At 61.2% G+C, this 16,487-nt stretch carries 16 protein-coding genes; 12 read left to right on the forward strand and 4 right to left on the reverse strand.

Going from position 1 to position 16,487, the window contains the following annotated elements:
* The first annotated feature begins 148 nt into the window (after positions 1-148).
* The 4 genes from acs (at position 149) to RGM2987_RS11355 (ending at position 6,630) form a co-directional block, all read left to right on the forward strand.
* A complete protein-coding gene (acs, locus tag RGM2987_RS11340) occupies positions 149-2,086 on the forward strand; it encodes an acetate--CoA ligase (protein WP_245140921.1) in 1,938 nt (645 codons plus the stop codon).
* Between the two features lie 176 nt (positions 2,087-2,262).
* Complete coding sequence (locus tag RGM2987_RS11345) at positions 2,263-3,279, forward strand: class I SAM-dependent methyltransferase (RefSeq protein WP_245140923.1); 1,017 nt, start codon at positions 2,263-2,265, stop codon at positions 3,277-3,279.
* Between the two features lie 118 nt (positions 3,280-3,397).
* Complete coding sequence (locus RGM2987_RS11350) at positions 3,398-6,331, forward strand: DUF748 domain-containing protein (RefSeq protein ID WP_245140925.1); 2,934 nt, start codon at positions 3,398-3,400, stop codon at positions 6,329-6,331.
* Entirely contained in the window at positions 6,328-6,630 is a 303-nt protein-coding gene (locus RGM2987_RS11355; protein ID WP_245140927.1) for a DUF2845 domain-containing protein, read from the forward strand. Before RGM2987_RS11350 ends, RGM2987_RS11355 begins: the two co-directional genes overlap by 4 nt.
* A gap of 337 nt (positions 6,631-6,967) precedes the next feature.
* On the opposite strand, the gene RGM2987_RS11360 is transcribed toward RGM2987_RS11355, so the two are convergent.
* On the reverse strand, positions 6,968-7,321 hold the full coding sequence (locus tag RGM2987_RS11360) for a BON domain-containing protein (RefSeq protein WP_245140929.1): 354 nt from the start codon (positions 7,319-7,321) through the stop codon (positions 6,968-6,970).
* A 333-nt stretch (positions 7,322-7,654) separates the two neighbouring features.
* Positions 7,655-8,071, reverse strand: coding sequence for a pilin (locus RGM2987_RS11365; RefSeq protein WP_245140931.1), 417 nt, complete (start codon positions 8,069-8,071; stop codon positions 7,655-7,657).
* A 225-nt stretch (positions 8,072-8,296) separates the two neighbouring features.
* Between RGM2987_RS11365 and pilB the strand changes: the two genes are divergently transcribed.
* The 5 genes from pilB to yacG are packed head-to-tail and all read left to right on the forward strand — an operon-like array spanning position 8,297 to position 12,939.
* On the forward strand, positions 8,297-9,997 hold the full coding sequence (gene pilB, locus RGM2987_RS11370) for a type IV-A pilus assembly ATPase PilB (protein ID WP_245140933.1): 1,701 nt from the start codon (positions 8,297-8,299) through the stop codon (positions 9,995-9,997).
* A gap of 2 nt (positions 9,998-9,999) precedes the next feature.
* On the forward strand, positions 10,000-11,217 hold the full coding sequence (locus RGM2987_RS11375; RefSeq protein WP_245140936.1) for a type II secretion system F family protein: 1,218 nt from the start codon (positions 10,000-10,002) through the stop codon (positions 11,215-11,217).
* 1 nt (position 11,218) lies between these two features.
* Positions 11,219-12,088, forward strand: coding sequence for an A24 family peptidase (locus tag RGM2987_RS11380; protein WP_245140938.1), 870 nt, complete (start codon positions 11,219-11,221; stop codon positions 12,086-12,088).
* 24 nt (positions 12,089-12,112) lie between these two features.
* Positions 12,113-12,736, forward strand: a complete 624-nt coding sequence (gene coaE, locus RGM2987_RS11385; RefSeq protein WP_245140941.1) for a dephospho-CoA kinase — start codon at positions 12,113-12,115, stop codon at positions 12,734-12,736.
* Positions 12,733-12,939, forward strand: coding sequence for a DNA gyrase inhibitor YacG (gene yacG, locus RGM2987_RS11390; RefSeq protein ID WP_024779578.1), 207 nt, complete (start codon positions 12,733-12,735; stop codon positions 12,937-12,939). The genes coaE and yacG overlap by 4 nt, the downstream gene beginning before the upstream one ends.
* Here yacG and RGM2987_RS11395 read toward each other — a convergent pair.
* Together RGM2987_RS11395 and RGM2987_RS11400 are read right to left on the reverse strand one after the other, a co-directional pair.
* Complete coding sequence (locus RGM2987_RS11395; RefSeq protein WP_003185533.1) at positions 12,936-13,151, reverse strand: hypothetical protein; 216 nt, start codon at positions 13,149-13,151, stop codon at positions 12,936-12,938. The genes yacG and RGM2987_RS11395 overlap by 4 nt on opposite strands.
* Before the next feature lie 63 nt (positions 13,152-13,214).
* The gene (locus RGM2987_RS11400; RefSeq protein WP_245140944.1) at positions 13,215-13,901 is read right to left on the reverse strand and encodes an energy-coupling factor ABC transporter permease; all 687 of its coding nucleotides are present in this window, start codon (positions 13,899-13,901) and stop codon (positions 13,215-13,217) included.
* Between the two features lie 232 nt (positions 13,902-14,133).
* On the opposite strand from RGM2987_RS11400, the gene RGM2987_RS11405 reads away from it, so the two are divergent.
* From RGM2987_RS11405 to RGM2987_RS11415, 3 genes are all read left to right on the forward strand, one after another.
* A complete protein-coding gene (locus RGM2987_RS11405) occupies positions 14,134-14,760 on the forward strand; it encodes a DUF1780 domain-containing protein (RefSeq protein WP_245140946.1) in 627 nt (208 codons plus the stop codon).
* Positions 14,761-14,881: 121 nt separating this feature from the next.
* Entirely contained in the window at positions 14,882-15,055 is a 174-nt protein-coding gene (locus RGM2987_RS11410; RefSeq protein ID WP_039593877.1) for a DUF3094 family protein, read from the forward strand.
* A gap of 57 nt (positions 15,056-15,112) precedes the next feature.
* Positions 15,113-16,411, forward strand: a complete 1,299-nt coding sequence (locus RGM2987_RS11415) for an NAD(P)/FAD-dependent oxidoreductase (RefSeq protein WP_245140948.1) — start codon at positions 15,113-15,115, stop codon at positions 16,409-16,411.
* The last annotated feature ends 76 nt before the right edge of the window (positions 16,412-16,487 follow it).

Here is a 16,487-nt window from a genome sequence, read left to right on the forward strand (position 1 = left end):
AAGGCGGTGTTTCAGTTACTGTAAATGTTTCTGACACACCGCCTTCGCGAGCAAGCCCGCTCCCACAGTTGTTTTGTGCATGGCTTGAACCCTTCGACTACTCGGAGCATCTTTATGCTTGTCGCAAAAACAAGAATAAGGAGCCGTCATGTTCGATATCAGCCAGTATCCACAAGCCGATGCCGTCCGCCGGGCTGCGCAACTGAGCCAGGACGAGTACCAGCGGCTCTACAAGGAATCCATCGCACACCCCAGCGCCTTCTGGGCCGGGCAAGCCACGCGTTTTCTCGACTGGATGTCGCCCTGGCAAACCGTCCAGCGCTATGACCTCAAGAGCGGCGACGCGACGTGGTTCGCGGGTGGCAAGCTGAATGTCAGCGCCAATTGCATCGACCGGCACCTGGACAGTCGAGGCGATCAGGTAGCGATTATCTGGGAAGGCGACAACCCTGCCGAATCGGCGCAAATCACTTACAAAAAACTTCATAACCATGTTTGCCGCCTGGCCAACGTGTTGAAAAGCCGCGGCGTGAAGAAAGGCGATCGGGTCTGTATCTACATGCCGATGATTCCGGAGGCGGCCTACGCCATGCTCGCCTGCACTCGCATTGGCGCGGTGCACTCGGTGGTGTTCGGTGGCTTCTCGCCGGATTCGCTACGCGACCGGATTCTCGATGCCGATTGCCGCACCGTCATCACCGCTGACGAAGGCGTGCGCGGCGGGCGCTTCATCGCGCTCAAGCGCAACGTCGACAAGGCGCTGGAAAGCTGTCCGAACGTCAGTACCGTGGTAGTGGTCGAGCGCACCCAGGGCGAAGTGAACTGGGTCGAAGGCCGCGACCTGTGGTACCACCGGGCCATGCACGACATGAGCGACGATTGCCCGCCGGAGCCGATGGACGCCGAGGACCCGCTGTTCATCCTTTACACATCCGGCAGCACCGGCAAACCCAAGGGCGTGCTACACACCACCGGCGGCTACCTGCTGCAAGCGGCGATGACCTTCAAGTACGTGCTCGATTACCGCGACAACGAAGTGTTCTGGTGCACCGCCGACGTCGGCTGGGTCACCGGCCACAGCTACATCGTCTACGGTCCCCTGGCCAACGGCGCCACCACGCTGATTTTCGAAGGCGTGCCCAGCCATCCCAGCAGCTCGCGCTTCTGGCAGGTCATCGACAAACACCAGGTGAACATTTTCTACACCGCGCCGACCGCCCTGCGTGCGTTGATGCGTGAAGGCGCCGGACCGTTGCAGGAAACCTCGCGCAAGAGCCTGCGCTTGCTCGGCAGTGTCGGTGAGCCGATCAACCCCGAGGCGTGGGAATGGTATTTCAACGCGGTCGGCGAACAGCGCTGTCCGATTGTCGATACCTGGTGGCAGACCGAGACCGGCGGCATCATGCTCAGCCCGCTGGTGAGCGCGCCGCGGCTCAAGCCGGGCTGCGCCACCCGGCCGATGTTCGGCGTGCAACCGGTGCTGCTGGATGAAACCGGCAAGGAGATCCACGGTGCCGGCAGCGGCGTGCTGGCGATCAAGTCCAGCTGGCCGGCGCAAATCCGAAGCGTCTATGGCGATCATCAACGTATGATCGATACCTACTTCAAGCCCTACCCCGGCTATTACTTCACGGGCGACGGGGCCCGTCGCGATGAAGACGGCGACTACTGGATCACCGGGCGCATCGACGACGTGATCAACGTTTCCGGACACCGCATCGGCACCGCCGAGGTGGAAAGTGCCCTGGTGCTGCACGACAGCATCGCGGAGGCGGCGGTGGTCGGTTATCCCCATGACCTCAAGGGCCAGGGCATCTACGCCTTTGTCACACCGATGAACGGAGTGGAGGCCAATGATGAGCTGAAGAAAGAACTGCTGGCCCATGTCAGCAAGGAAATCGGCAGCTTCGCCAAACCGGAGCTGATCCAATGGGCACCGGCACTGCCCAAGACCCGCTCGGGAAAGATCATGCGTCGAATTTTGCGCAAGATCGCCTGCAACGAACTGGACAGCCTTGGCGACACCTCGACCCTGGCCGATCCGAGCGTGGTGGACGGGTTGATCGATAAACGCCTGAATCGCTGAACAACATCCCTGTGGCGAGGGAGCTTGCTCCCGCTGGGCTGCGTAGCAGTCCCAAAAAACAGGGCCGCTTCGCGCCCCAGCGGGAGCTTGCTCCCTCGCCACGGTAAGTGCTCGGCCGCATGCACTGTCCATAACTGCTAAACTCCCGCGCCTCATTTCTCTAAGGCGCGCACGGCATGTCTTCCTTGAATCAGGCGCTGCGCGCCGCCCTCGACCAGCGTCAGGACCTGCTCGGCCAACTGCACCAGCAAGGCACCGATTGCTATCGCCTGTTCCATGGCAGCCAGGAGGGCGCGCCCGGCCTGACCGTCGACCGCTACGGGCCGCAATTGCTGGTGCAAAGCTTCCACCAGTCGCTGGAGCGCGACGCGTTGCTGCAACTGCATGGCATCGTCAACGAACACCTGGGTCTGGACACCCTGTTGGTGTACAACGACCGCGCCCGGGGCAACTCGCGCATCGACCGCCAGGACACTGTCTATCAGGCCGACGACGCCGCTTTGCAGGATCTGGTAGGTCATGAGTGGGGTCTGAATTACCGCGTTCGCGGACGCCACGCCGGACAGGATCCGTTGTTGTTCCTCGACTTGCGCAACGCCCGCGGCTGGGTCAAGGAGCACAGCCGCAACAAAAGCGTGCTCAACCTGTTTGCCTACACCTGCGGCGTCGGCCTGAGCGCTGCGGCCGGTGGCGCGCGAGAGGTATGCAACCTGGACTTCGCCGAAGGCAACCTGGCGGTGGGACGCGAAAATGGTCTGCTCAACCCTGAGCTGCCAACCATGGAATTCGTGCAATCGGATTACTTCCCGGCCATCCGCCAGTTGGCCGGCTTGCCCATCAGCCAGCGTCGCGGGCAAAAATTACCGAACTACGTGCGCCTGGAACAACGCCAGTACGACCTGGTGCTGCTCGACCCGCCCGCGTGGGCCAAGAGCGCCTTCGGCACCGTCGATTTGTTGCGCGACTATCAGAGTCTGCTCAAACCGGCACTGCTCACCACCGCCGAAAACGGCGTGCTGATCTGCTGCAACAACCTGGCAAAGGTGTCCATGGACGATTGGCGCGAACAGGTGCTGCGCTGCGCAGAAAAGGCCGGTCGCCCGGTGCGCGAGTGGAGCGTACTGACACCTGCCAGCGACTTCCCCTCGATGGATCAGCAACCGCCGCTCAAGACCTTGATTCTGCAACTCTGAATCTGTCGGGGAACTCCTACTCGAAAAACGGACAAATCTCATAAATCACAGTGGCTTCGGAACCGTAAACGCATGCCATACTCCAAGGCACTCCGATTCACACCAGATGAAACCGAACATGTCCAAAGGATTGATCCGCGCACTCGGTGCCCTGTTGACCGCACTGGCCCTCTACAGCCTGTTGGGTTTCCTGATCCTGCCGGGCATCGCCTTGCGAATCGCCAATCAGCAGTTGGCCGAGCACGCTACGGTGCCAGCCCGGATCCAGCGCCTTGAACTCAATCCTTTCAGCCTCGAGGTCACCCTCTGGGGCCTGAACATCGGCGAACCCGGCCAGGAACAGGTCGGCTTCGAACGGCTCTACGCCAATCTGCAAATCGATAGCCTGTGGTCGGGCGCACTGCACCTGGCCGATATCGAACTGGACAAACCCAAGACCGAGGTGGCGTTCGCCAAGGACGGCCAGTTGAACCTGCTGGGCCTGTTCAAGCTGCCAGCCAGCGAACCCAAGCCGGCCGATCCCGATGCCAAGCCATTCCCCCTGCGAGTCGACCGCATCAAGCTCGCTGGCGGCTATGTGCACTTCCAGGACCTACGCCCCAGCGAGCCCATCGAATTTCTCTACGACGCCCTCGATTTCGAGCTCAAAAACCTCAGCACCTTGCCCGACGACAGCGCCGACATGACCCTGGTGGCCGCCGGGCCGGCCGGCGGGCAGATCGACTGGACCGGTAATTTCAGCCTTTCGCCCATCGCCTCCGAAGGCAAGCTCAAAGTCACCGATGGCCAGATGAAAGCTTGGTGGCCCTACGTGCGCGATGCAGTGCCCCTGGTTCTTGAGAACGGCGTGCTTAACCTGAGCACCGACTACAAACTCAACCTGGCCAAGGAAACCGAACTGCTGCTCAGCAACGTAGCGGTCAGCGTTGCGCCGTTCGCCATCAAGGCGCCGGACGGCCGTCCCCTGGCGAAACTCGAACGCCTGGACGTCAGCGAAACCACGGTCGACCTCGCCAAGCAGCAAGTGGTGGTAGGCAAGGTCCGTAGCCAGAAGCTGGAAACCTGGGCGGCCCGCGAGGCGGACGGGCAACTGGACTGGCAGAAACTCTTCGCCAGCCAGCCGGCCAAGCCGCAAGTCAAGGTCGAGCCGGCATCGGCCCCGGCCGCCGCCGACTCGCCACCCGCCACGCCGCCAGCGCCAGGCAAGCCGTGGCAAGTGCTGTTGAAGGACGTGCAATTGCGCAACTACCAGGTGCATCTGGCCGACCGCCAGGCGCAGCCTGCCGTGGCGTTGGAAGTCGGCCCGCTGAACCTGGACCTGCAGAACTACGACACCCTCAACGGCTCACCCTTCACCCTCAAGCTGGACACCGGCCTGGGTAAACAAGGCAAGATCCTGGCCGATGGCGAGGTCAACCTGAACCCGATCACCGCCCGGCTCAAGGTCAAGACCCAGGACATCGACCTGCGCGTCGCCCAGTCCTATATCAACCCCTTCATCCGCCTGGAGCTGCGCTCCGGGATGCTCGGCAGCGACCTGGCGGTCGACCTCAAGAGCACCGAGCCGCTGGCCTTTGCCGTCACCGGCCGTGCCCAGGTCGATCAACTGCATACCCTCGACACGCTCAAGACCCGGGATTTCGTGAAGTGGCAGAGCCTGGTCCTCGAAGGACTGAGCTATCAGCATGGCGACAGCCTGTCCATCGACAAGGTCAACCTGCTCCAGCCCTACGCGCGATTCATGATCAACGACGACCGCACCACCAATGTCGACGACCTGCTGATCCCGCAACCGGCTGACAGCGGCGCGAAGAACACCGCGGCAAAACCGGCGACCCAGGACAAGCCGCTGGGCATCCACATCGGTGGGGTCGCCATCAATGACGGCTCGGCCAACTTCGCCGACTTCAGCCTGACACCCAATTTCGCCACGGCCATCCAACAGCTCAACGGCCAGATCGGCACCATCGACAGCCGCCAGGCCAAGCCGGCCAGCGTGGACGTCAAGGGTAAGGTCGACCGCTATGCGCCGGTCACCATCAAGGGCGCGCTCAACCCCTTCGATCCGATGGCCAGCCTGGATATCGCCACCAGCTTCAAACGAGTCGAGCTGACCACCCTGACGCCCTACTCCGGCAAGTTCGCCGGCTATCGCATCCGCAAGGGCCGGCTCAATCTCGACCTGCATTACCGCATCACCAAGGGCCAGCTCCAGGCCGAAAACAAAGTGGTGGTCGAGCAACTGCAATTGGGTGAGAAAGTCGACAGCCCGGACGCCGTGAGCCTGCCACTGAAACTGGCCGTCGCCCTGCTCAAGGATTCCGAAGGCAGGATTTCCATCGAACTGCCGGTTACCGGCAACCTCAATGATCCGCAATTCAGCGTCATGCCGATTGTCTGGCAGACCCTGCGCAACCTGGTGGTGCGAGCGGCCCAGGCACCGTTCAAACTCATCGGCGGGCTGGTGTCCGGTGGCGGTTCGGAGGACTTGGGCAGCGTGGCGTTCGCCCCGGGTTCCAGCGACCTGAGCAAGGAAAACGAAAGCGTGCTGCTCAAGCTCTCCGAAGCCCTGGGCAAGCGCCCCGAGCTGCGTCTGGAGATCGAAGGCACCGCCGCCCAAAGCAGTGACGGTCCGTTGCTCGCGGCCCAGCGCCTGGAGCGTGAATATCAGTACAACTACTACAAGATGCTGCAACGCCGCGGCGATAAAGTCCCGGCCCAGGCCTCGCTGCTGCAAGTGCCGGAAGATGAAAAGGCCCCGCTGCTCGAAGGCATCTATCGCACCCGTCTCAAGACCCAGCCACCGGCCGAATGGGCGCAGCTGGACAAAAAGGCCCGCACCGACAAACTGCGTGAAGGCGTGATCAAGTTCTGGAGTGGCAGTGACGTGCTGTTGCGCCAGCTGGGCCAGGAGCGCGCCGGCAGCATCAAGGACTTCCTGGTGGACAAGGGCCGGCTGGCCGACGACCGCGTGTATTTTATCGACGCCAACCTCGGCCAGGCCGAGAGCGACGGCCGCGTAATCACCCCCATGCACCTGGATGCCGAATGAATATGAAATACCTGTTCGGGCTGGGCCTGGGTCTGCTGCTCGCCGCCCATCAAGCGTCGGCCGCCAATACGCTTCGCTGCGGCAGCCAATTGATCAGCGTGGGCGATCGCGCCAGCGAAGTCCTGCAAAAATGCGGTGAACCGACGGGGCGGGATGACCTGGGCTACAAGCGCAGTGTCAATCGCCGGGAGGAATACCCGGTGGAGGAATGGACCTACGGGCCCAACAGCGGCATGTATCAGTACCTGCGTTTCGAGGGGAATCGGCTGGTGGAAATTACCAGTAAGCGTGGGCGTTAAACGGATCACTCGACCCTTGACGAGCATCTGCGTTGATCGTGCCGCCACCTTCGCGAGCAAGCCCGCTCCCACACTTGATCGCATTCGTCTCGATAGTACTCGGTCAGTTGTGGGAGCGGGCTTGCTCGCGAAAGGAACGACCCGGTCCCAGACCGGAGTGCAAACCCTGCCTGGAAAGTTATTCCCCACAATAGAACAGGCCCCCCGACAAAAATGCCGGGGGGCCTGTGGCAGCCACGTCCATATGGCCTTTCGCATGAACTCCAGAGCAACGGCCCGCGTATGACTCAGCCCGCGTGCCGTGCCTTCTCCCGGTCCAGGCGAGAAGTTTGCAACTTTACTCGGCTTTCAGGCCATCAGCCGACACGGCCTTGACGCCTTTGATTTTCTTGGCGATTGCCACGGCAGTTTTCTTCTGCGCGTCAGTCACGGCAACAGTCGAGGACAGGGACACGACGCCTTTGTTGGTTTCAACCTTGATGTCGGTGCCTGGAATGCCTTTCTCGGTCACCAGATCAGCTTTGACTTTGGTGGTGATCCAGGTATCGGAGGTGGCTTCCTTGGCCTCTGTCACTTCACCAGCGGCCAGCATCATTGGAGCCTGAGTTGCTTGAGTGGTCTCGGCGAAAGCGCTAGCCATGGACAGGGTCAGTGCGGTAGCAGCGGCGGCAGTGATAGCGAACTTCTTCATACGAGTAACTCCTGTTTTTCTCAGAAAACCGCCGGAAGCAGATCCCGGCAGGGTTAACAGGAGTAGTGCGAAGGCTGTGCCAGTTTTGAAACTTAAAATAATTCTTTTTAAATCAATAGGTTAAGCGAAGCGGCAATTTTCATAATCATGCAATATGCATGAAGCGATGATTCTGGACATGCAACTTGCAGGTTTGGGACTCCCCCTAAGCTCATGAATTGTTAAGGTTTTCCGAGCGAGGCAGCTGAACCCCGCTGCACTGCACTGCGGCCTCTTTCGCAAGCGCAGGGCAATGGAGCGGGGGAACGCTAATCGCTATGACAGGGCCCTATATCATGGAACGCCAGTGCAACCGCCCGCCGGCAAGAATTCCTGTTTGGCCGTAGAGGTGCAGGTCCACGTACCTGTCGCGGCACGGGTGAAGGTAATTGTTTTGGCGTTTATGGAAGCTGGCGCGTTAATGAGCGTGCAGACGATGGTACCCGTTCCGGCTGTTGCATCACCGTTGACGGCAATCGTGCAGTTAGTACTCGCCGCCGGCGCGCCGACGTTTGCCGTCGTAGGACTGGTACCTTGATTCATGAGGTCCTCGAACGGCACCTTCAATGAAGAGGCTTCAGCCAGCCCAACCGTTACTTTGGACCGCGCCTGGTATTTGGAATATTGCGGCAGCGCAAAAGTCGCCAGGATGCCGATGATCGCCACGACGATCAGCAGTTCGATCAGGGTAAAACCTTTTTGCTTGCTCATAGACATCTCCATAGCATGAGTCGGAATCTCATGTCCTGAAGCGGCCATTGCAGGGCACATGCCAACTGTACGCGCCCCCAGCCGACAGGGATTTCCAAGCGCCGGAGGCCGACGTCCTACACCTACCACCGCACTATCTGACACTTTTTGTCACCCCACCCCGCTGGTTTGGCGTCGATGCTTGACTAGGCTATAAGTCATGAACTGTCCTCTGCCGGTATTTCCATGAATGACATCGCTCTCAGCGGCCTGACCAAGCAATTGGTACTGGCCGAACTGATCACCGAGCAGGCTGCACAACAGGCCTACCAACAGGCCCAACGCAGTCGCCTGCCCCTGGTCAGCTACCTGGTGCAGAACAAACTGGTCCAAAGCCGCCGGGTGGCGGAAATCGCCTCGGAGCATTTCGGCGTCGCGCTACTGGACCTCAACAGCCTCGATAAAGAATCCCCCCCCCAAGGCTTGGTCAGCGAGAAGCTGGTGCGCCAGCACCATGCCCTGCCGCTGTGGCGGCGCGGCAACAAGCTGTTCGTCGGCATCTCCGATCCCACCAATCACCAGGCCATCAACGACATTCAATTCAGCACCGGGCTGACCACCGAAGCCATCCTGGTGGAGGACGACAAGCTCAGCGATGCCATCGAGAAATTCTTCGAGTCCAGCAGCACCGGCCTGGAAGGCATGGGCGACGTCGATCTCGATGGCCTGGACATCGAGTCGATCGACGATCACAAGCAGGACTCCATTGCCGGGCAGGACATCGATGACGCGCCGGTGGTGCGCTTCGTCAACAAGATGTTGCTGGACGCGATCAAGGGCGGCTCCTCCGACCTGCACTTCGAGCCCTATGAAAAATCCTACCGGGTGCGGGTGCGTACCGACGGCATGCTGCGGGAAGTGGCCAGACCACCGATCCAGCTGGCCACCCGCATCGCTGCGCGCCTGAAGGTCATGGCCAGCCTGGATATTTCCGAACGGCGCAAACCCCAGGACGGACGGCTGAAAATGCGCCTGTCGAAAACCAAATCCATCGATTTTCGGGTTAACACCTTGCCCACGCTCTGGGGCGAGAAAGTGGTGATCCGGATCCTTGACCCGTCGAGTGCGCAGATGGGCATCGACGCCCTGGGCTACGAACCAGACCAGAAAGAGTTGTACACCGCCGCCCTCAAACAGCCCCAAGGGCTGATCCTGGTGACCGGGCCAACCGGCTCGGGCAAGACCGTCTCGCTGTATACCGGGCTGAATATCCTCAACACCGTGGACATCAATATTTCCACTGCCGAAGACCCGGTGGAAATCAACATGGAGGGCATCAACCAGGTCAACGTCAATCCACGCCAGGGGATGGACTTCGCCCAGGCCCTGCGCTCGTTCCTGCGCCAGGACCCGGACGTGATCATGGTCGGCGAGATCCGCGACCTGGAAACCGCCGAGATTGCGATCAAGGCCGCCCAGACCGGGCACCTGGTGCTGTCCACGCTGCACACCAACAGCGCTGCCGAAACCCTGATCCGCCTGCAAAACATGGGCATCCCGGGGTTCAACATCGCCACGGCGGTCCACCTGATCATCGCCCAACGGCTGGCGCGCAAGCTGTGCACCCACTGCAAGAAAGCGATCGAAATCCCCGAGGAAACCCAGCTCAAGGAAGGCTTCCCCCGGGAACGCATCGGCTCGTTCACGATCTATGAGCCGGTCGGTTGCGAACAATGCAACCACGGCTACAAGGGGCGCGTGGGGGTTTACGAAGTGGTCAAGAACACACCCGAGCTGCAACGGCTGATCATGGCCGAAGGCAATTCGCTGGAAATCGACCTGCAAATGCGCAAGGACGGTTTCAACGACCTTCGAACCTCCGGGCTGTCCAAAGTCATGCAGGGCCTCACCAGCCTCGAAGAAATCAACCGGGTCACCAAGGATTGAACATGGCGGTCAAGGCAGTCAAAACCGATGTCTACACTTGGGAAGGCAAGGATCGCAAAGGCACGAAAATGACTGGCGAGCTGACAGGGCAGAGTCCAGCCTTGGTCAAGGCACAACTGCGCAAGCAAGGGATCAACCCGGAGAAAGTCCGCAAGAAATCCACCTCGATCTTCAGCAAAGGCAAGCGCATCAAGCCGCTGGACATCGCCCTCTTCACCCGCCAGATGGCAACGATGCTCAAGGCCGGCGTGCCGCTGTTGCAGGCGTTCGACATCATTGGTGAAGGCTTCGACAACGCCAACATGCGCAAACTGGTGGACGAAGTGAAACAGGAGGTCGCGGCGGGCAACAGCTTTGCCGCGTCGTTGCGCAAGTGCCCGCAATATTTCGACGAGCTGTATTGCAACCTGGTGGACGCCGGTGAGCAGGCCGGTGCCTTGGACACGCTGCTGGACCGGGTCGCGACCTACAAGGAAAAGAGCGAAGCGCTCAAGGCCAAGATCAAGAAAGCCATGACCTATCCCACCGCCGTGATTTTTGTCGCCGCGGTAGTGACCGGCATCCTGCTGGTCAAGGTGGTGCCGCAATTCGAGTCGGTGTTCGCCGGGTTCGGCGCACAGCTGCCTGCGTTCACCTTGATGGTCATCGGTCTGTCGGAGTTCATGCAGCAGTGGTGGTATCTGCTGATTGGCGCAGTGGTGGGGGCATTTTTCGGGGTGAAGTACGCACTCAAGCGCTCCCAGGGCTTTCGTGACTGGCGCGATAAATGGCTGCTCAAACTGCCGCTGGTAGGCGCGCTGATGTACAAATCCGCCGTGGCTCGCTACGCCCGGACGCTCTCCACCACATTTGCCGCCGGCGTGCCCCTGGTCGAAGCCCTGGACTCGGTGTCCGGCGCCACCGGCAACGTGGTATTCAAGCGGGCAGTGCAACGCATCCGACAGGATGTCTCGACCGGCATGCAGTTGAATTTTTCCATGCGTGCATCAGGGATCTTTCCGAACCTGGCGATCCAGATGACCGCCATCGGCGAAGAGTCCGGCGCGCTGGACGACATGCTCGACAAAGTGGCGAGTTTTTATGAAGCCGAGGTGGACAATCTGGTGGACAACCTCACCAGCCTGATGGAACCCTTCGTCATGGTGATCCTCGGGGTGGTCGTCGGTGGCCTGGTGGTTGCGATGTACCTGCCTATCTTCCAACTCGGCTCTGCGATCTGACATGCCCCTCAGCGAATTTTTCGTGCTCTATCCCCTGGCCTTCGTATTCGCTGCGTTATTGCTCGGATTGATCGTCGGCAGTTTCCTCAATGTGCTGGTGTGGCGCCTGCCGAAGATGCTCGACCGCGAATGGCGCCTGCAAGCCCATGACCTGCTCGGCCTGCCGCCCGAAGCACCGGGCCCGGTCTACAACCTGATGCTGCCGCACTCCGAGTGCACCCACTGCGGCCATCGCATCCGCGCCTGGGAAAACATCCCGTTGCTCAGCTACCTGATGCTGCGCGGGCGCTGCTCCAGCTGCGCCGCCCCCATCGGCAAGCGTTATCCGCTGACCGAATTGGCCTGCGGCGCATTGTCGGCCTTCGTCGCTTGGCATTTCGGCTTTGGCTGGCAGGCCGCAATGGTGCTGGTGCTGACCTGGGGCCTGCTGGGCATGAGCCTGATCGACGCCGAGCATCAACTGCTGCCCGATACGCTGGTGCTGCCCCTGCTGTGGCTGGGCCTGATCGTCAACAGCTTCGGACTGTTCGTCAGCCTCGACCAGGCGATGTGGGGTGCGGTGGGCGGCTACCTGGCGCTGTGGTCGGTGTTCTGGGTGTTCAAGCTGATCACCGGCAAGGAAGGCATGGGCTATGGCGACTTCAAGCTGCTGGCGATGCTGGGTGCCTGGGGGGGCTGGCAACTGCTGCCGCTGACATTGCTGCTGTCATCGCTGGTCGGCGCGGTGATCGGGGTCATTATGCTGCGGCTGCGCAATGCCCCCGGGTCGACGCAAATCCCTTTCGGGCCCTATCTGGCCGTTGCCGGCTGGATTGCGTTGCTCTGGGGTGGTCAAATAACCGACTTCTATTGGCAGTCTGTCGGTTTCTGATGTCGATGCCCCAAGACCTTTTTTATGAGTAGCCCCGTGGAAAAACCCTGGATTCTCGGCCTGACCGGAGGCATTGGCAGCGGCAAGAGTGCGGCGGCCCAGCATTTCATCGACCTGGGCGTGCATGTCATCGACGCCGATCACGCGGCGCGCTGGGTGGTCGAACCCGGGCGCCCGGCACTGGCAGCAATCGCCGGGCATTTCGGCCCCGGTGTGCTGCTAGCCGATGGTGCCCTGGATCGGGCGGCGTTGCGCAAGCTGATCTTCGAGAACGCCGAGCAACGCCGCTGGCTCGAAGCGCTGCTGCATCCGTTGATTGGCGAGGAAATTGCCCATCATCTGGCCCAGGCGCAATCGGCCTACGCGATTCTGGTTTCACCGCTGCTGATCGAATCAGGGCAGTACGCCATGACCCAACGGATCCTGGTGATCGATGCGCCGGAACAATTGCAGATCGAACGCACCTTGCAGCGCGACCAGACCAGCGAACAGCAGGTCCAGGCGATCCTCAAGGCCCAATCCAGCCGCCAGGACCGCCTGAGCCATGCCGACGACGTGGTGGTCAACGACCGCGACCTCGCCTGGCTGCACAGCGAGGTCGAGCGCCTGCATCACTTTTACCTAACTTTGCGTGGAGGCCAGTCATGAGCCAAACCCCAACCGTCGATTGCCCAACCTGCGGCGCCCCTGTGGAATGGAGCCCGGAGAGCAAGTTCCGGCCATTCTGTTCCGATCGTTGCAAACTGATCGACCTGGGCGCCTGGGCGTCGGAAGAACACAAGATCCCGGTCAGCCCGGATGCCGAGGATGAGCTGTTCAGCGAGGACTTCAACCCCCGCTCGCACCACTAAGGCCGCATGAAACCGTAGTCCTGCTCGTCGTCGAGGTTTTCCGCCAGGAAGCTCAACTCATCGGCCAGGTCTTCAACGCTGCGCACCGTCTTGCTCTGTTGCACGATGGCACTGAGCAAGGCACGCAGGCTCAGGCCCGGGTCGAAGCCGATCTCCATGGCTGCATCGTGGCTACGCCTGATCTCTTGTCTCGCCCACTCATAAACACTCATGGTTGTGCTCCTGGAAGTTTTCCAGAGCATGAAGGGCGGGTAACGGGGCGACCTTGATGTGAATCAAGGCTTGTCTTCATCCTTCCAGGGCGCCGACAGATAGCGCGTGCGGTTGAAGGTTTCCAGCCAGTCGGGACTGAACACCACCAGCGCACTGACCACCATGCCGTTGATGAATGCCTCGGGAAAGATAATCAACCATAGGTAGCCGATAAAGTCCTCCAGCCAATAGGGCATGGCGAATACTCCGTCGTACCAGAGCAGGCCCAGCCCCAGCAGCAGGCACAACAGGGCCGAAAGCGCGGCGGCGAGAAATCCCGAGCAGAAGATATACACAAACAGATTACGCGGCTGGGCGCGCTCCACCAGGATCGCGCAACACTCGGTGACCAGCACCGGCAGCAAAATCAGCAGCGCACCGTTGATGCCCAGCGCCGCCATGTCCTGGCGCCCCAGCAGCACCAGGGCGAGCTGGGCAATCAGACCACCGAGGATCGCCAACGGCCAGTCCAGCAGCAGGGTCACGGCGGTCATGCCGATGAAGTGATAGGACACGCCTGTGTCGAAATCCCGCCGCACCAACCACAACAGGAACAACGCCAGGACGGTGCCGAACAACAGGTGCTGGCGACGGCTGTCGGCGAACAGTTCGACCCACGGCGCCCGCCACACGGCCCAGGCCAATACCGGCACATAGATCAGCCAGCCGACCGTCAGTGTCTGCGGTGCGAGCAGTTCGGCACCGATCATGGGACTACTCCTTTTGCTTGTCCTTGCATCAAACAGCCTGTTGTGGCGAGGGAGCTTGCTCCCGCTGGGCTGCGGAGCAGGCCTAAAGAATTTGCGACCGCTTCGCGCTCGAGCGGGAGCAAGCTCCCTCGCCACGGTTACCTCAGTCCAGCAGTCTACACCCCTCCCCATAACGTCCATTAATCACCACAGTGCTTTCAGCTTGTCGCAATTGAACGCTAAGCTTGGGCTCATGGATGATTCCGATTACTTACGCCTGCTGACCATCGCGGCCGAGCAAGCCAACGCCTTTCTCTCCAATGCCCGCAAATGGGAGCGTGAGCGTTGGGTCTGCCAGCGACTGCTGCAAGGGCTGAACGTGCCTTATCGCGCCGATGAGTTTGCCCCCGCGGGCGAGCCGCCGGATGTCCTGTTTCGCGACGCCAATTTCGAGGTGTTCTTCGTGCTCGACGAGGGCCGGCGCCTCAACGACGAATGGCGCGACGAATTGCAACGCCGCCGCAGCGCGTTTTCCCTGAGCCAGTTGGTGCGCCGCGAAGCCAAGCCGCGACGGATCCCGGCCAACGAATTCCTGTTGCGCCTGGCCCCGACCCTGCGCAAGAAAGCCCACAACTACACCGAGCGCGGCATGGACCTGGGCGATCTGGACATCATTGCCTTCGCTAGCCTAAAGCGCGAGGTGCTGGACCTCAACAGCCATTTTCCGCCGCCCACCGAGTACCTGCGCCAGGGCTGGCGATCCCTGTCGCTGGTGGGGCCGACCTTTGCCCGGGTGCTGTTTGCCCACCCCGATGCGCCGGATTTCCTGCGCAGCAACCTGGGGCGCAGCATTGTGTTCGACGTCGGGATCAGCCTGTAGACTCCCAACAGGCCCCGGTACATGTACGCTCACCTGACGAGCGGCTACGCTGCATTCAATGCCACGGAGCCGGACGCTGTAGCGTCCGCACCTTTTGCAACGTCTACCTGATGAGGCCTTTATGACCAGCCGCCTGAACCCAGATGACCAGAAGCATGTCGAAGAGTACCTCCAACTGTCCCAGCACCGAGTCGAGCGCCGGCCTTTCCGGCCGTGGATGCTCCTGGTGGTGGTACTGGCGATCACTATCGGCCTGGGCCTGTTGAGCCGACTGATCAGTTACCTGACGCTATGAGCCCTAGACTCGCGCGGGTAACGGCACCGATTTCCTTTAGCCTTGCGAGATATCCCCATGACTCACCGTATTGTTATCGTTGGCGGCGGCGCCGGCGGCCTGGAGTTGGCTACCCGTCTGGGTAAGACGCTGGGCAAGCGCGGCACGGCCAGCGTAATGCTGGTCGACGCGAACCTGACCCACATCTGGAAACCGTTGCTGCACGAAGTGGCCGCCGGCTCCCTGAATTCTTCCGAAGACGAGCTCAACTACGTTGCCCAGGCCAAATGGAACCACTTCGAGTTCCAGCTCGGGCGCATGAGCGGCCTGGATCGGCAACTGAAGAAAATCCAGCTGGCCGCCACTTATGACGAAGCGGGCGTCGAGCTGTTGCCAGCCCGTGAGCTGGGCTACGACACCCTGGTGATTGCCGTCGGCAGCACCACCAACGACTTCGGCACCGAAGGCGCGGCGCAACATTGCCTGTTCCTCGACACCCGCAAACAGGCCGAGCGCTTCCACCAGCAACTGCTCAACCATTATCTGCGCGCCCACGCCGGCCAGACCGATGCGGTGGAGCGCATCAGCGTCGCCATCGTCGGTGCCGGCGCGACCGGCGTCGAACTGGCCGCCGAGCTGCACAACGCGGCCCATGAACTGGCGGCCTACGGGCTGGACCGGATCAAGCCGGAAAACATGCACATCACCCTGATCGAAGCCGGGCCACGCGTCCTGCCAGCACTGCCCGAGCGCATCGGCGGGCCCGTGCACAAGACCCTGGAAAAGCTCGGGGTCAATGTCATGACCAACGCCGCCGTCAGCCAGGTGACGGCCGACAGCCTGATCACCGCCGATGGCAAGGTGATCGATGCGAGCCTCAAGGTCTGGGCGGCAGGGATTCGTGCGCCGGGGTTCCTCAAGGACATCGACGGGCTGGAGACCAATCGCATCAATCAATTGCAAGTGCTGCCTACGCTGCAGACCACCCGCGACGAAAACATCTTTGCCTTCGGTGACTGCGCCGCCTGCCCGCAACCGGACAGTGACCGCAACGTACCGCCTCGCGCCCAGGCCGCGCACCAGCAAGCATCGCTGCTGGCCAAATCCCTGAAGCTACGGATCGAAGGCAAGGCCCTGCCGCACTACAAGTACACCGACTACGGTTCGCTGATCTCGCTGTCGCGCTTCTCGGCAGTGGGTAACCTGATGGGCAACCTCACCGGTAGCGTGATGCTCGAAGGCTGGCTGGCGCGGATGTTCTATGTGTCGCTGTACCGCATGCACCAGATGGCGCTGTACGGCATGTTCCGCACGGCGATGCTGATGCTGGGGAGCAAGATCGGGCGCGGGACCGAGCCTCGACTGAAGTTGCACTGAGGATATAAATCATCCGTGAAGGCGATGAGCTTTAGAGGTGCATCGCCTGTTCCATCGTCTTCGCGAGCAAGCCCGC

It is taken from the genome of Pseudomonas sp. RGM2987 (genome assembly GCF_022952855.1).
GTDB lineage: Bacteria > Pseudomonadota > Gammaproteobacteria > Pseudomonadales > Pseudomonadaceae > Aquipseudomonas.

Excerpts from the sequence above, each read along its gene's own strand:
- acs (WP_245140921.1), top strand. The coding sequence starts at position 149 with ATGTTCGATATCAGCCAGTATCCACAAGCCGATGCCGTCCGCCGGGCT.
- RGM2987_RS11345 (WP_245140923.1), top strand. The coding sequence starts at position 2,263 with ATGTCTTCCTTGAATCAGGCGCTGCGCGCCGCCCTCGACCAGCGTCAG.
- RGM2987_RS11350 (WP_245140925.1), top strand. The coding sequence starts at position 3,398 with ATGTCCAAAGGATTGATCCGCGCACTCGGTGCCCTGTTGACCGCACTG.
- RGM2987_RS11355 (WP_245140927.1), top strand. The coding sequence starts at position 6,328 with ATGAATATGAAATACCTGTTCGGGCTGGGCCTGGGTCTGCTGCTCGCC.
- RGM2987_RS11360 (WP_245140929.1), bottom strand. The coding sequence starts at position 7,321 with ATGAAGAAGTTCGCTATCACTGCCGCCGCTGCTACCGCACTGACCCTG.
- RGM2987_RS11365 (WP_245140931.1), bottom strand. The coding sequence starts at position 8,071 with ATGAGCAAGCAAAAAGGTTTTACCCTGATCGAACTGCTGATCGTCGTG.
- pilB (WP_245140933.1), top strand. The coding sequence starts at position 8,297 with ATGAATGACATCGCTCTCAGCGGCCTGACCAAGCAATTGGTACTGGCC.
- RGM2987_RS11375 (WP_245140936.1), top strand. The coding sequence starts at position 10,000 with ATGGCGGTCAAGGCAGTCAAAACCGATGTCTACACTTGGGAAGGCAAG.
- RGM2987_RS11380 (WP_245140938.1), top strand. The coding sequence starts at position 11,219 with ATGCCCCTCAGCGAATTTTTCGTGCTCTATCCCCTGGCCTTCGTATTC.
- coaE (WP_245140941.1), top strand. The coding sequence starts at position 12,113 with ATGAGTAGCCCCGTGGAAAAACCCTGGATTCTCGGCCTGACCGGAGGC.
- yacG (WP_024779578.1), top strand. The coding sequence starts at position 12,733 with ATGAGCCAAACCCCAACCGTCGATTGCCCAACCTGCGGCGCCCCTGTG.
- RGM2987_RS11395 (WP_003185533.1), bottom strand. The coding sequence starts at position 13,151 with ATGAGTGTTTATGAGTGGGCGAGACAAGAGATCAGGCGTAGCCACGAT.
- RGM2987_RS11400 (WP_245140944.1), bottom strand. The coding sequence starts at position 13,901 with ATGATCGGTGCCGAACTGCTCGCACCGCAGACACTGACGGTCGGCTGG.
- RGM2987_RS11405 (WP_245140946.1), top strand. The coding sequence starts at position 14,134 with ATGGATGATTCCGATTACTTACGCCTGCTGACCATCGCGGCCGAGCAA.
- RGM2987_RS11410 (WP_039593877.1), top strand. The coding sequence starts at position 14,882 with ATGACCAGCCGCCTGAACCCAGATGACCAGAAGCATGTCGAAGAGTAC.
- RGM2987_RS11415 (WP_245140948.1), top strand. The coding sequence starts at position 15,113 with ATGACTCACCGTATTGTTATCGTTGGCGGCGGCGCCGGCGGCCTGGAG.